Source organism: Amycolatopsis sp. NPDC047767 (assembly GCF_040704195.1).
Taxonomy (GTDB): Bacteria; Actinomycetota; Actinomycetes; order Mycobacteriales; family Pseudonocardiaceae; genus Amycolatopsis.
Genome location: NZ_JBEYSJ010000036.1, coordinates 55,350 through 69,297, shown reverse-complemented (window position 1 = coordinate 69,297; position 13,948 = coordinate 55,350). Strand labels below are relative to the sequence as shown.

Below are 13,948 nucleotides of genomic sequence, written 5' to 3'. Positions count from 1 at the left end.
GCCGGTTGGTCTGGTCCACCGGACGGGAAAACCCGTGTGCCACTGGCAGGGACGGCTTTTCCTTGCGGCAGCGGCAGTCTCACGGTGGGGGCAGCGTGCCGCGCTCCAGGATGTTGGCGTAGATGTTCTCCATCGCCTCGGTCAGCGGGGTGAGCAGCTCGGCGGGGAGGCCGTCGAAGAAGAGGTTGCGCACCAGCTCGACGTGGCCCGGCGCCGCCTTCTCCACGAGCTCCCGGCCCTGTGCGGTCAAGGTGACCTCGGTCGCGCGCCGGTCGGTGCTCGACGTGCGCGCGTCGACGAGTCCCCGCGTCGCCATGCGGCGCACGTGGTGGCCGGTGCGGCTGCGTTCCCAGCCGATCTGGTTGGCCAGCGCGGTCATCTGCATCCGCTCGCCGGGGGCGTTCGCGAGCGCGGTGAGCACGTCGTAGTCCGGCATGGACAGCTCGCTGTCGGTCTGCAGCTGCCGGTTGATCTCGTAGCTCAGCCGCAGCTGGACGCGGATGTAGGCGAGCCAGGCGCGCTGCTGCCGTGCGTCGAGCCAGGGGCTGTCTTTGCTTTTAGGTGACATGTCCCGTAATCTGTCGTAGTGGTCGGCGGTGGAGCGAAGGGGCCCCATTGTCCCGCGGAGACCGGCCGAGCGGAACGACCACGCCTGGGCCGGGTGAGTACACGGACGGGAAACACAGCGATGAACGCACTACAGGGGAAGACCGCCGTCGTCACGGGTGGCACGAGCGGGATCGGGCTGGCGACGGCCCGGCTGTTCGCCGCCGAGGGCGCGCGCGTCTTCGTGACCGGGCGGCGCAAGGACGTGCTCGACGCCGCCGTTGCCGAGATCGGCGGCGACGTGACCGGGATCCAGGTGGACAGCTCCGACCTGGCCGACCTCGACCGGCTGTACGAAACCGTCGGCGGGCCGATCGACGTGCTGTTCGCCAACGCGGGCGGCGGCGAGTTCGCCACGCTGGAGCAGGTCACCGAGAAGCACTTCGACGACATCTTCGGCACCAACGTGAAGGGCACGCTGTTCACAGTCCAGAAAGCGCTTCCTCTGTTGGTGGACGGCGCTTCGGTGATCCTGACCGCTTCCACCGCGGGCACCAAGGGCAACGAGGCTTTCGGTGTGTACGGCGCGTCGAAGGCGGCCGTGCGCTCGTTCGCGCGCACGTGGGCGCAGGAGCTGAGCGGGCGCGGCATCCGCGTCAACTCGATCAGCCCGGGCCCGGTCGACACGCCGGGGATCTCGGGGCTCGTGGGCGGTGGTGACGCGGCCGTGCAGCTCGGGTCCGCGCTGGCATCGACCGTCCCTTTGGGACGGATGGGCCGGCCGGAGGAGATCGCTTCGGTGGCGCTGTTCCTGGCGACCGACGGAAGCAGCTTCGTCACCGGTACCGAGCTCTTCGCCGACGGCGGGGCGAACCAGGTATGACCCTCGACATCGGCAGGGTCGGCGTCTGGAGCGTCGAGCTGCGCACGGCCGCGCCGGGCGAGATCGCCGACGCCGCGGCCGAGCTCGACGAGCTGGGCTTCGGCGCGCTCTGGATCCCCGGCTTGGGCGGCGGCGACATGGTGGGAGACCTCGAGCGGCTGCTCGAAGCCACCCGTGGGCTCACGGTCTCGCCGGCGGTGTCGAGCATCTGGCGCCACCCGGCGAAGGAGCTGGCCGCGGGCCACGCGCGGCTCAGCGGCGCGTACGGCGACCGGGTGCTGCTCGGTCTCGGCGTGAGCGATCCGGGCACCGCCGCCGAGCACGGCCACGACTACCGCCCGCTGCACGACATGGCCGCCTACCTCGACGAGCTCGACGCCGAGCCGGAGCCGGTCGCGGCGAGCCGGCTGATCCTCGCGGCGATGGGGCCGAAGATGATCGGCCTGGCGCGGCGTCGGGCCGGCGGGACGCATCCGTTCCTCGTCACCCCGGACTACTCGGCGACGGCACGCGAACTGCTGGGTACCGGGCCGCTGCTCGCGCCGTACCAGGCCGTGGCGCTGGAGCGGGACCCGGCGAAGGCCCGGGCGGCCGGGCGGGGATTCCTCGCCGGGTTCTTCGGCGCGCCGGCCTACCGCAAGAGCCTGCTGGCGCAGGGGTTCACCGAGGCCGACCTCGCCGACGGCGGCAGCGACCGGCTCGTGGACAGCGTCCTGGCGTGGGGCGAGGTCGACGCGATCGGAAAGCGTGTGGCGGAACACCTCCAGGCGGGCGCGGACCACGTGGCCCTGCACGTGGTGGGCGTCGACGGGTTGGCGTTGCCGCAGTGGCGGGAGCTCGCCGGGCTGGTTCAGAGCGTCGGGTAGTCCGTGTAGCCCTCGGCGCCGCCGCCGTAGAAGGTGGCGGGGTCGGGGGCGGTGAGGGCGGCGCCGGTCCGCAGGCGCGTGACGACGTCGGGGTTGGCCAGCGCCAGGCGGCCGAGGGTGACGAGGTCGGCGAGGCCGCTTTCGACGTCGGCCGCGCGTTCTTCGACGGTGGCGCCCGGGCGGGTCAGCAGCAGCGGGCCGGGGAACGCGGTGCGCAGTTCGGCCAGGAGCGCGTCGTCGCCGTGGTGCGTGACGTGGAGGAAGGCGAGGTCGAGGCGGGCGAGGGCGCGGACCAGGTGGGTGTAGGTCGCCGGCCCGGTCTCGCCCTCGTCGATGCCGAAGCCGCCCAGGCCGGGGGAGAGGCGGACGGCCGTGCGGTCGGCGCCGATCTCCGCGGCGACGGCCTCGGTCACCTCCAGGGCGAACCTCGTGCGGCCGGCGATGGATCCACCGTAGGCGTCGGCGCGGTGGTTGGCGTTGGCGGAGAGGAACTGGTGCACGAGGAAACCGTTGGCGCCGTGGACTTCCACGCCGTCGGCGCCGGCCTCGATCGCGGCGACGGCCGCGCGGCGGAAGTCGTCGACGGTCGCGCGGACCTCGTCCGTGGACAGCTCGCGCGGTGGCGGGACCTGCTGGTTGCCGCTGGGGGTGTGGATGCCGACGCCCGCGGCGATGGCCGAGGGTGCGACCGGAGTCCCGCCGTGCGGCGTGTTGTCGGGGTGTGCGACGCGGCCGGCGTGCATGAGCTGGACGAACAGGTGCCCGCCCGCGTCGTGCACCGCCTTGGTGACCAGCTGCCAGCCGGCGATGTGCGCGTCGGTGTGGCAGCCGTGGCTGAGCAGGAACCCCTGGCCGTCGGCCGAGGGCTGTGTGCCGCCGGTGATCAGCAGGCCGAGTGACGCTCGTTGCGCGAAGTACTCGGCGTCGAGCGGGGTGGGCGATCCGTCGGGCAGGGCGCGGTTGCGCATCATCGGCGACAGTGCCAGCCGGTGGTGCAAACGCATGCGGCCGACGTCGACGGGACTCCAGAGACCGGGCACGCGTGTTCCTTCCTTCGGCTGCCTGACTGTCTGTACTGGATCGTACAGAACGAAGTGTACGGTTCGGTACAGTGGGCGGCTGGACTCTTCGTCCACGCTGGATGTAGTGTCCAGGGCCATGGATGGGAGGACGGCGCGCTGGGCGCCGGTGTGCGAGGCGATCGTGCGCCTGCTTTCGCCGCACGCGGAGGTGGTGCTGCACGACCCGCGCACGGACTGTGTGCTCGGCATCTGGAACGCGTTCTCGGGTCGGGAACCCGGGGATCCGTCGTTGCTGGGCGAGCTCGACGGCCTGCGCCCAGCCGGGAAGGACGTCTACGGCCCGTACCCGAAGTCGCTGCCCGACGGGCGGCGGCTGTCGAGTGTGAGCGCCGTGGTGAGAGACGAACACGGCAACGCCGAGGTGGTGTTGTGCGTGAACGTCGACCGCACCGCGTTCGACCAGGCCGCGCAGCTGTTGTCCGGGTTCGCGGCTCCGGTGACCGGTCAGCCCCAGGCGTTGTTCGAGCGCGACTGGACCGAGACGCTCAACGACGTGGTGGGCGAGTTCGTTCGCGATCACGCGACCCCGGCCGAGATGTTGACTCGCGAACAGCGTTTGGTGCTTCTCGCACGTCTGGACGGCGCCGGCGTGTTCGCGCAACGCCGATCCGTGCCCGTGGTCGCCCGCGCGTTGCGCATCTCCCGTTCGGCCACCTACCAACTGCTCGCCGAGATGCGCAAGGAGCCCGATGCCGACGCTTCCTGACTTCCGCCTGGAGACGTACTTCTCCCGCTGGGAGTTCACCGCCCGCCACCACCTCACGGCGTCCGACGCGCAGACGATGACCGTCGCGGAACTGTTGGCGCTGGCGGACGACGACGGCCGTGAACGCTGGGAGACCCTCGCGCTGGGCTACACCGAGACCTACGGCCTGCCCGCGCTGCGCGAGGAGATCGCGGCGACCTACGCGGGTGTCGGACCCGAGCACGTGCTGTGCTTCGCCGGCGCCGAAGAAGGTCTCTACCTGGCCATGCGGACGTTGCTCGAACCGGGCGACCACAGCGTGGTGATCACGCCGAACTACCAGGCGGCCGAGACGATCCCGCTCTCGATCGGCGAGGTGTCCGGTGTCGCGCTGCGGCCCGAGGACGGCTGGGCGCTGGACGTCGACGAGATCGAGCGGCAGCTGCGGCCCACCACGCGCCTGGTGTCGGTGAACTTCCCGAACAACCCGACCGGCGCCGTGCCCGACCTTGCGACCTGGACGCGGCTCGTGCGGCTGTGCGAGGAACGCGGCGTGCTGCTGTTCAGCGACGAGGTCTACCGCGGGCTGGAGTCCGACCCGGCGGCGACGCTGCCGCAGGCCGCCGACCTGTCCGCGTCGGCGCTTTCGCTCAACGTGATGTCCAAGGCCTACGGGCTGCCGGGCCTGCGCGTGGGCTGGATCGCCTGCCGTGACCCGGAAATCCTGCGGCGGCTCGAACGGGCCAAGCACTACACGTCGATCTGCAACTCCGCGCCGAGCGAGGTGCTCGCGTTGATCGGGCTGCGCGCGCGGGACGCGATCCTGGCGCGCAACCGAGCGGTGATCGCGGAGAACGTGCCGAAGTTCGATGCGTTTTTCGAAAATTACCAAGATCTGTTCGATTGGGCACCTCCGCAGGGTGGCTGCGTGTGCTTTCCGCGGTACCTCGGCGCCGACGGTGTCGAGGCGATGTGCACCGAGCTCGTCGAGCAGCGCGGAGTGCTGCTGCTGCCGGCGAGCATCTACCGATCCGACCTCACGGCGACGCCGGACGACCGGTTCCGCGTCGGCGTGGGCCGTCGTGGTCCGGACGAAGGGCTGGCCGCGTGGGCGGAGTTCCTGGAGGAGCGACGATGACGCCGGACGTGGTGGGGCTGCCCGAGATCGAGGCCGTGGCGACGCGGGGGCTGGTGTTCGACGCCGTGCGCGGCGCGTTGATCGCGCACGCCGAGGGCCGCGCGCAGATGCCCGCCCCGATCGCGATGTGGTTCCCCGAGGCCGAGGGTGACTGCCACGTGAAGGCCGGTTATCTCGACGGCGCGTCGCACTTCGGGGTGAAGGTGGCGTCGGGCTTCTACCGCAACGCCGAGCGCGGCCTGCCGACCAACAGCGGCCTCATGCTCGTGTTCGACGCGTCGACCGGCGTGCCCGCCGCGATCCTCGCGGACGAGGGCTGGCTCACGGCGTGGCGCACGGCCGCCGCCGGCGCGTTGATCACCCACGCGCTGACCCCGCCGGACGTCGACGAGGTGGCCGTCTTCGGCACGGGCCTGCAGGCGCGGCTGCAGGTCGAGTGGCTCGCGGATCTGCGTCCGCTGACCCGCGTGCGGGTGTGCGGCCGGCGTCCCGAGGCCGTCCGCAAGCTGTGCGCCGAGCTGGGCGAAGCCGGCCTGACCGCCGTGCCCGCGACGGCGGAGGAAGCCGCGGCCACACCGTGCGTGATCACCGCGACGGCGTCGACCACCCCGGTGGCTCCGGCGGAGGCGTTCACCGCCGCCCACGTGACCGGCATCGGCACCGACCTGCCCGGCAAGGCTGAACTCCCGCCCGGCCTGTTCACCCACGCCACCACCATCGCCACCGACGACCACGCACAATGCCTCGCCCACGGCGACTTCGGCACCGCCGTCCGCGCCGGCACCGCCGCCGCCGACGCGGACGTCCCCGCCGGCCTCATCCTGCGCGACGGGGTGCCAGACCGCACCGGCCTGACCATCGCCGACCTCACCGGCGTCGGCGCGGCGGACGCCGCAGTGGCGACGGCGGTGTTCCGGCACCTGGGCTGACCTCCGCCGCGTGGCGGGCCCGGCCCCGCTGGTCGGCGGCGTGGACGTTCTGGTCGGGCTGGTCTTGCGCGACGGGGTGCGGGCGCAGCGGTGTTCCGTCACGTGGGCTGACCTCCGCCGCGTGGCGGGCCCGGCCCCGCTGGTCGGCGGCGCGGATGTTGCGGTCGGGCTGGTCTTGCGCGGGGGTGCGGGTTTGCTCGGGCTGGAGATCGCCGACCTCACGGGCGTGGTCGCAGCAGCGTTCCGGCGCCGCCGGGCAGCTACGCGGACGCCCGGTTGGGCCGGTCTTGCGCGACGGGGCGCGGTTCGCTCGGGCTGGAGATCGCCGATTTCACAGGCGTGGGCGCGGCCGTTTCCCGGCGCCTCGGCTGCCCTCCGCCGTGTGGCGGGCTCGGCGCTGTGGGTCGGCGACGGTTGGCGGATGAAGGAGGCGGGTGAGAACCGGGAGGATGGACGGCACCCGCACTCCTGGAGGCCCGTATGGACTACGCGTTCGATCCCGAGATCGCCGCCGCTCTCCCGATGATCCCCGACACCGGCGATCTGCGGGACCTGGTGTCGGCGCGGGAAAAGATGAAGGAGATGACGGCCGAGCTGGTCGGCGACGTCGACGAGACCGGCGTGACCGTGCGCGACACCACCGTGCCCGGCCCCGAGGGTGCGCCTGATGTGGCTGTTCGGATTTACACACCGGACAACATCGCTTCGCCCGCGCTGTTGTTCAACGTCCACGGCGGCGGCTTCATCGTCGGCGACGTCGACACCGATCACGCGGGCGTGGTCGAGCTCGCGCGGGACCTCGGGGTGGTCGTGGTCTCGGTGGACTACCGGCTCGCGCCCGAGGCGCCGTACCCGGCGGGCCTCGAGGACTGCTACGCAGCACTCGTGTGGTCGGTCAAGCACGCGGACGAGCTCGGCATCGACCCCGAGCGCGTGGTCATCCACGGCGTCAGCGCGGGCGGCGGCCTGTGCGCCGCGCTCGCCCTGCTGGCGCGCGACCGCGGCGGGCCGGCCATCGCGTTCCAGTTCCTCGGCGTCCCGGAGGTCGACGACCGCCTGCAGACGCCCAGCATGCGCCGCTTCGACGACACTCCACTGTGGAACCTCCCCAACGCCGAACTCAGCTGGGACTGCTACCTCGGCCCGGGCGTCCGCGGCACCGACGGCGTGCCCGTCTACGCCGCCCCCTCCCGCGCGACCGACCTGGCGGGCCTGCCGCCGGCGTACATCTCCGTCATGGAGTTCGACCCCCTGCGCGACGAGGGCATCGCCTACGCGCAAGCCCTGCTGGCCGCCGGCGTGACCACCGAACTGCACCTGTTCCCCGGCACCTTCCACGGCTCCGCCCTGGTCCGCCACGCGACCATCACCCGCCGCGAGGCCGCCGAATCCCGCGCCGTCCTGGCGCGGGCGCTGGGCGTGGAACTGACCTGACGACTGTACCGATGACGCGGCGCCCGGGTGATGACCTGGGCGCCGCGTTTTCGTTGCACGGCTTGGTTTCGGGCGCCGGTCTCGGCCGGTCAGGTGCGGTGGGCCAGCACGGGGCCGGGGTCAAGTGCGGTGGGCCAATCGCCGCGGAAGAGGAGTGAGCCCGCGGCCGATCGGCTGCGGCGGATGCGGCGCCGTGCCAGCACGGCGAGCCAGCTGCGGCGGACCAGGCGCCGTGTGCCGGCGAGGCGAGGTGCCTGCGGCGGGTCTGGTGCAGTGGGCGAGGCGGTGTGCCGGGACGCCGATCGGCCGCGGAGGTTCAGGTGTGGTGTGCCAATCGCCGTGCCAGTGGGCCCAGCGGTCACTGCGGGTCAGGTGTGGTGCGTGAGACGGCGTGCCCGCAGGGCGAGTTGGCCGCAGCCAGTCGGTTGTGGTGTGCCAGAAGGGCGGCCGACGTGGCGGGTCTGGTGCGGTGCGCGAGGCGGCTTGCCGGCAGTGCAAGGTGGTCGGCTGCGGGGTGCCGAAAGGGCGGGACGGCGGGCCGGGTCAGGTGCGGTGGGCCAATCGCTGCGCAAGCGGGTGAGCCAGCGTGGCCGGTCAGGTGCGGTGGGCCAGTCGGCGGGCCAGCAGGGCGAGGCGGGTGCGGAAGCGGCTCGCGGGGTCGTCCAGTGGCCAGCCGAGGGCGTCCTCCACGTGGGCGAGGCGGGTGGCGACCGAGCTGTGGTGGCGGTGCAGCGCGACGGCCGCCTGGCGCAGGGAACCGGTGCGGCAGAAGGCTTCGAGCGCCTCGAGGTCCGGGGGCGCGAGGGCGTCGAGGGCGCGGACGTCGGGCTGGGCGCGCAGGTGGTCGGCGGGGATCTCGGCCAGCAGGGTGAGCGACCCGAGGTTCTCGTGGACCACGAGCGGCTCCGTCGCGGGCACGGCGAAACGCTCGGCCAGCCGCGCCTGCAGCCAGGACCGCCGCGCGTCGAGCCCGGAGGCGGCGTCGCCCACGCCCACCCGCACATTTCCGGACGACCCACGTTCGCGAGCGCGCAGAGAAAGTGCGTTTTCCAACAACCTCACCACCGTGCCCGGCCCCTCCCGCGGCTGCACCAACACCGCCGCGACCTCCCCGACCACCGCGACGCGCGCCCCCAGCGCCGTGCCTCCACGGGCAACCAGCGCGACCGCCGCCGCGCCCGGGTCGCGCCCGTCCTCCGTCCCGACGGCGACCACTCGCAACGGCCGCCCGACGTCCAGCCCCAGCAGCACGAGCGCCCGCGACCGGTCCTCCGCCGCCGCCCGCTCGCCCAGCACCAGCTCCACCAACGCCGGATCCGCCAGATGCGGCGGCGCACCCTGCGGCGCCGGCCCCAGCACCCGCGCGGCGATGGCGAACCGCTCCAGCACAAGATCGTCGAGCGGCCCCGGCTCCCCGTCCCGCTCGAGCCACACCCGGCCCGCCGCCTCACCTCCGAGATCAGTCGCCACGACGCGGGGTGCTGCCAGGGCCAGGCCGCTCGCCGAGGTTCGAGTTTCGGTGCGGGTGTTGTCGTCGCGCGCATCCCCGTGGTTGGTTGCCTTGGCGTGGGACGCCCCCATCCCGCCGAGGCTTCTCGCCGGGGTGGGGGCGTCGTCGTCGGACCCGTAGCCGGTCGTCACCGGAGGTGGATCTGCCAGGACCGCGCCATCGGACGTGACTTCACCGGGGCCGGCCGTTGCACGAGGCGCTGTGCCGGTCGCGCGGGTGCCATCACGCGCGTCGCCGAGGTCGGATTCCCCACCCAGAGGTTCGGCCGAAGTCCCGCCCTCGCGCGCAAGCCTGCCAGACAGAGTCGCGACCCCACCCGGCCCCGGACCAGCCGCACGGCTTCCGTCGGGACGGAAGCGCAGCGCCGGTTCGCCGCCGCGTTGGAGGCCGGCGACGCATTCGGCCAGGGCGGCCGTGGCGCGGACCAGGTCGGCGGTTGTGGCGCGGTGGCTGACGAGCTCGTCGAAGTACGCGATCACCCGTACCGCGGCCTCGGCGTCGGAGTCGACGGCCGAGAGGCGCAGGAGCAGCCCCTTCATGGAGCCAGCCTAGCGCCGCCCGGCCGTCGCGCACAGGTGTCGCATGTGGACGGTCAGCGCAGCAGGTGCAGCTGGTCCCACGTGGGCACGTGCGGGGTGATCCGCAGCGTCAGGCCGGTCTCGGCGAGGGTCCGGTCGGCCTTGCGGGCGTTGCAGCTGCGCGCGGTGCCGCCGCACGCGGCGACGGTGTTGAGCCAGCTGGTGCGCTCACCGCCGCGCGACGTCGGGACGATGTGGTCGACCGTGGTGGCGTGGCGGCCGCAGTACGCGCACGTGTAGCTGTCGCGCTGGAGCACGCCGCGGCGCGACCACCGGGGCGGGCCGGAATATCGCCACTTCATCACCACGTAGCGCAGCAGCCGCACGACCTTCGGGCGCGGGAAGATGCCCAGGTCGGCGCCGTCGCTCTCGTGGACGACCGCGACGTGGCGCACGAGCATGCGGATCGCGTGGGGGACGGAGACGGTGTGCAGGGGCTCGTAGCCGGCGTTGAGGACCAGGACACCCATGGCGACGGGCACCTCCTTTTCGGTTTTCGCTCGGGTGGAGACCGCGACCGGAGTCGAACCGGTTTGACCCGCTTTGCAGGCGGTTCCCTGGCCGTTCGGGCACGTGGTCGGAAAGGGGATCGGAAATCGAGGCCGGAAATGTCACGAAATAGTCACGGAGAACGAAAAAGCCGCCCTGATCGGTCTCCCGACGGGCGGCTCCCTGCTGCGACGCACATCTGGGTGCGTCACGGCGTGGAGCCTGGTGTCTCGGCAGCGTAAGGCAGGCGCCGGGCATCGCCCGCGATGCCGAAGCACCCCGGACAGGCCATGCGCTCTTCGCCGCCGAACATTCTCGTCACTCCTCGGTTGGGTGGTGTACCACCACATCATGACCGACTTCGCGCGACGGCGTCAACGGTGATAATTCGCCCGGCGAACGACCTCGCCGGCCCCCGGAAATGTTTCGCGGGGCCGCCCACGCGTCCACAGTGGACGGGACGGCCCCGCACCTCCCCGGCCGGCGGGTGCTCGACACCCCGACGGCCGGAGGGAACCTACTTGCAGCGCTTGCCACCCTCGACCGACGGCCACCACGTGCCCAGGGGCGGCGCCGGCGTCTTGGTCCAGGTGATCTTCGCGCACTTGCCCTCGCTGCGGGCCTTCTTCGCGGTCACGACCAGCGCCGCGATCGCGACGCCGCACGCGAGGTTGCCCGGCGTCGGGATGTTCTTGCAGACGCGGATCGCGGGCGCGCCCTCGGAGATCAGTTTCGTGGCGCTCTTGCTGAACACCCAGCTGCACGCGAAGAACCCGCAGTCGAGATCGGTGACGGCGGGCGCCGCGGACGCCGGGGCCGGTGCGGCGAACAGGCTCGCGGCCACCAGCGGCGCCGCCAGCAGGGCGGCCCGGAAGCGGAGATTTCTCATGAAACGCCCCTCCTGTTCGCGATTGTCCGAAATGGAGCATCCCCCGTGCAGCCGGGGATGTCTGCCCCTGTGCGGTCCTTACGCCCGAAGGGGTGACCGTCCACTGTGGTGGTTTCAACGGGCCCGGTAGAGCTCGCTCAGCAGCGCCACCGCGGCGTGTGTGGCCGGATGCGGGTCTCGGCCGTGCCAGATCAGCCGCACCGGAACGGGGTCCGCGTCGCGCACGCGGCGATAAGCGATGCCGTCGCGGCGGTACTGGGTCACGGTGGAGTGCGGCGTGACGCCGACGCAGCGGCCGGTGGCGATGGCGGCCAGCCAGTCGTCGATCTCGTGGGTGGGCTCCACGCGCGGGCGCTCGGCTTCCGGCCACAGGTCGGTGGTCGTGGTGCCGGTGCGGCGGTCGATCACCAGGACGCGCCGGCTGAGATCGGCGAGCGTGACGGTGCGGCGGCGCGCCAGCGGGTCGTCGGCGGCCATGGCGCAGTAGCGCGCCTCGTGGCCGACGGTCGCGTGCGCGTACTTGCGGGTGTCCACTGCGGTGCGCACCACGGCGAGGTCGCACAGTCCCTCGGCCAGCCCGCCGGTCGCGGTGTTGGTGCGGACCAGCAGGAGCTCGACGTCGGGGTGCCGATCCGCCCAGCGGCGCTGGAACTCGGCCGTGTGCCGGCCCATCGCGGACCAGGCGTGGCCGAGGCGCAGCCGGGTGTGTCCCGTCGTGGCCTCGCGCACGAGGTCTTCGGCCTCGGCCAGCAGGTGGCGGGCGCGGGCGAGCACCTGCACGCCGGCCGTCGTCGGGGTGACGCTGCGGCTCGTGCGGTGGAGAAGTCGCACGCCGAGTGCGGATTCCAACGAAATGAGGGTGCGCGACACCGCGGCTTGGGAAACTCCGAGCTCGATCGCCGCGTCCGTGAACGTTCCCGTGTCCACGATCGCCACCAGGCACCGCAGGTGCCGCAGCTCCAGATCCATGACTCCAGCGTATGCGTGGCGCGATGAATGCATTTTGCGCATGCACGGCCGTGTCGCAGGCTCGACGCCATGACCCAGGACAAGCGCGCCGGCGTGGCGTTGATGGTCGGCGGCGCGACCGCGAACCAGCTCGGCGCGGCCACCGCGGCGCTGGCGTTTCCCGTGCTCGGGCCCGCCGGCGTGGTGGCCGTGCGCCAGTGGGTGGCCGCCGTGGTGCTGCTCGCCGTGGGACGGCCGCGGCTGCGGTCGTTCACCGCCCGCCAGTGGCGCCCGGTCCTCGGGCTCGCGGCGGTGTTCGCGACGATGAACCTGTCGCTCTACTCCGCCGTCGACCGGATCGGGCTCGGACTGGCCGTGACGCTGGAGTTCCTCGGCCCGCTCACCGTCGCGCTGGCCGGTTCGCGTCGCCGGACGGACCTGATCTGTGCGTTCGCGGCCGCCGCGGCTGTCGGAATCCTCACGCGGCCGCGCCCCAGCACCGACTACCTCGGCGTCGCGCTCGCTGTGGTCGCCGCTGCCTGCTGGGCCTGCTACATCCTGCTCAACCGCACCGTCGGCCGCCGTCTGCCGGGCGTGCAGGGCTCGGCCGCGGCGGCGGGCGTCTCCGGGCTGCTGTACCTGCCCGTGGGAATCGTGGTGTTTTTCCACCACCGCCCCACACCGGCCACACTCGGCGCCGCGCTCGCCGCGGGGGTGCTGTCTTCCGCGCTGCCGTTCCTCACCGACCTGCTCGCGCTGCGCCGGGTCCCGACGCGGTTCTTCGGGGTCTTCATGAGCGTGAACCCGGTGCTGGCCGCGCTGGTCGGCGAAGTGGTGCTCCACCAGCGGCTCGACGCCCTCGCCTACACCGCGATCGCGGTGATCGTGGCGGCCAACACGGTGGCGGCGTGTCGGGTGACCGGCGCGAACGCGGGCGCCGTACCGTCGGGGCAGGAGGTGTCGGATGGTGCGGATGTCGGACCGCGCTTGGCCGTCGACGGTGATCCCGAGCGACGAGCACGAACGTGCGCAGGCGACCGGGGTCCTGTTCCGGCGCATGGGCTGGGTCACGGAGACGCTGACGCGTGAGGAGCGCGAGGACGTCGAGCGGCAGCTCGAGTTCTGGTACAGAAGCGGCTACTGCCCCGACGCGCTGCTGATCGCGCTCAGCACCCTGCCCGACGGCACGCGCCAGCGCCCTCGCCAGTCCGGCGAACGTCCCGGCGGCTTCCTGCGCTCGCGGCTGGAGGGCTGGTTCAACGACGCGGCGCAGGCCGCGATGACCGAGGTCCACGAGCCGCCGCGGCGCGGGCAGTCGTTCGAGGCGTGGTTCGAGAACAACCGCCGCCAGGCCGCGGCCGAGGGCACGGGCCGGCGACGCCCGCGCGTCACCGAGGCCGGGCAGCGCGCGCGTGATGAAGCCCGGACATTCGCGGCGTCCCGGCGTAAAGATCCGCTCGCGCGCCTGCGCGAAAGCGAACAACGCCGGGCCGCGGCGCTCGACAGCCTGCGAGTGGAAGGCGCCGCCGCACCCGTGATCCCGGCTTCCCCGCAGGAAACGCGCTCCACCCCGCGGATGGTGGCGTCGTTCGCGGCTCGCCAGTCCGTGGCGGCGAGGTCACCTCAGGTGGTGCGAATCGTCCAACGGCTGCGCGAAGAGAAACGCGGGCCGTCCCCGGCCGAACTCGCCGTGCTGCGCAACGCCGTCCGCGACGCCCACCACAACGCCGGCCTCGGCACCCTGGAAGCGGCGAGCGCGCAGATCGGCGACGACACCTCGGCGCTCACGCCGGAGGGGTTGCGCGTGTTGTCGTTCCTCGATCACGCCGATGAGAGCAAGCTGCCGGTGGAGGCGATGATCCGCCTGCTCACCCTGACCGTGGACGAGACGGCGACTCCCGACACCACAATTCGCGAGACGGCGACCGCGACTCCCGAGCCGCACCCCGAACAGGACTGACGCCGAGGAGC

At 72.6% G+C, this 13,948-nt stretch carries 14 protein-coding genes and 1 tRNA gene; 8 read left to right on the top strand and 7 right to left on the bottom strand.

The window, feature by feature from the left end; all coding sequences use genetic code 11:
* Positions 1-79 precede the first annotated feature (79 nt).
* Positions 80-568 carry a MarR family winged helix-turn-helix transcriptional regulator gene (locus tag AB0878_RS40715; RefSeq protein ID WP_366586856.1) on the bottom strand — a complete coding sequence of 163 codons (489 nt, stop codon included), beginning with the start codon at positions 566-568 and terminating at the stop codon, positions 80-82.
* A gap of 120 nt (positions 569-688) precedes the next feature.
* Between AB0878_RS40715 and AB0878_RS40710 the strand changes: the two genes are divergently transcribed.
* Positions 689-1,429: an SDR family oxidoreductase gene (locus tag AB0878_RS40710; protein WP_366586854.1), complete on the top strand. Its 741-nt coding sequence runs from the start codon at positions 689-691 to the stop codon at positions 1,427-1,429.
* The gene (locus tag AB0878_RS40705; protein WP_366586851.1) at positions 1,426-2,295 is read left to right on the top strand and encodes a TIGR03620 family F420-dependent LLM class oxidoreductase; all 870 of its coding nucleotides are present in this window, start codon (positions 1,426-1,428) and stop codon (positions 2,293-2,295) included. The genes AB0878_RS40710 and AB0878_RS40705 overlap by 4 nt, the downstream gene beginning before the upstream one ends.
* Here the strand turns inward: AB0878_RS40705 and AB0878_RS40700 are convergent.
* A complete protein-coding gene (locus AB0878_RS40700) occupies positions 2,280-3,335 on the bottom strand; it encodes an alkene reductase (RefSeq protein WP_366586848.1) in 1,056 nt (351 codons plus the stop codon). The genes AB0878_RS40705 and AB0878_RS40700 overlap by 16 nt on opposite strands.
* Positions 3,336-3,453: 118 nt before the next feature.
* Here AB0878_RS40700 and AB0878_RS40695 point away from each other — a divergent pair, with 118 nt between their 5' ends.
* From AB0878_RS40695 to AB0878_RS40680, 4 genes are all read left to right on the top strand, one after another.
* A complete protein-coding gene (locus tag AB0878_RS40695; RefSeq protein ID WP_366586846.1) occupies positions 3,454-4,083 on the top strand; it encodes a PAS domain-containing protein in 630 nt (209 codons plus the stop codon).
* Positions 4,067-5,200, top strand: a complete 1,134-nt coding sequence (locus AB0878_RS40690; RefSeq protein WP_366586844.1) for an aminotransferase class I/II-fold pyridoxal phosphate-dependent enzyme — start codon at positions 4,067-4,069, stop codon at positions 5,198-5,200. Before AB0878_RS40695 ends, AB0878_RS40690 begins: the two co-directional genes overlap by 17 nt.
* The gene (locus AB0878_RS40685; protein WP_366586841.1) at positions 5,197-6,129 is read left to right on the top strand and encodes a hypothetical protein; all 933 of its coding nucleotides are present in this window, start codon (positions 5,197-5,199) and stop codon (positions 6,127-6,129) included. Before AB0878_RS40690 ends, AB0878_RS40685 begins: the two co-directional genes overlap by 4 nt.
* A gap of 480 nt (positions 6,130-6,609) precedes the next feature.
* Positions 6,610-7,563 (top strand): alpha/beta hydrolase, encoded by a 954-nt coding sequence (locus AB0878_RS40680; protein WP_366586839.1) that lies wholly within the window; start codon positions 6,610-6,612, stop codon positions 7,561-7,563.
* A 594-nt stretch (positions 7,564-8,157) separates the two neighbouring features.
* Here AB0878_RS40680 and AB0878_RS40675 read toward each other — a convergent pair.
* From AB0878_RS40675 to AB0878_RS40655, 5 genes are all read right to left on the bottom strand, one after another.
* Positions 8,158-9,612 carry a helix-turn-helix domain-containing protein gene (locus tag AB0878_RS40675; RefSeq protein WP_366586837.1) on the bottom strand — a complete coding sequence of 485 codons (1,455 nt, stop codon included), beginning with the start codon at positions 9,610-9,612 and terminating at the stop codon, positions 8,158-8,160.
* Between the two features lie 53 nt (positions 9,613-9,665).
* The gene (locus AB0878_RS40670) at positions 9,666-10,121 is read right to left on the bottom strand and encodes an HNH endonuclease (RefSeq protein ID WP_366586834.1); all 456 of its coding nucleotides are present in this window, start codon (positions 10,119-10,121) and stop codon (positions 9,666-9,668) included.
* A 35-nt stretch (positions 10,122-10,156) separates the two neighbouring features.
* Positions 10,157-10,230 (bottom strand) — tRNA-Cys (locus tag AB0878_RS40665).
* A 427-nt stretch (positions 10,231-10,657) separates the two neighbouring features.
* The gene (locus AB0878_RS40660) at positions 10,658-11,029 is read right to left on the bottom strand and encodes a hypothetical protein (RefSeq protein WP_366586832.1); all 372 of its coding nucleotides are present in this window, start codon (positions 11,027-11,029) and stop codon (positions 10,658-10,660) included.
* Between the two features lie 114 nt (positions 11,030-11,143).
* The gene (locus AB0878_RS40655; protein ID WP_366586829.1) at positions 11,144-11,998 is read right to left on the bottom strand and encodes a LysR family transcriptional regulator; all 855 of its coding nucleotides are present in this window, start codon (positions 11,996-11,998) and stop codon (positions 11,144-11,146) included.
* 69 nt (positions 11,999-12,067) lie between these two features.
* On the opposite strand from AB0878_RS40655, the gene AB0878_RS40650 reads away from it, so the two are divergent.
* Positions 12,068-13,066 carry an EamA family transporter gene (locus AB0878_RS40650; RefSeq protein WP_366586826.1) on the top strand — a complete coding sequence of 333 codons (999 nt, stop codon included), beginning with the start codon at positions 12,068-12,070 and terminating at the stop codon, positions 13,064-13,066.
* Entirely contained in the window at positions 13,035-13,937 is a 903-nt protein-coding gene (locus AB0878_RS40645) for a hypothetical protein (RefSeq protein WP_366586824.1), read from the top strand. The genes AB0878_RS40650 and AB0878_RS40645 overlap by 32 nt, the downstream gene beginning before the upstream one ends.
* Positions 13,938-13,948: the final 11 nt, after the last annotated feature.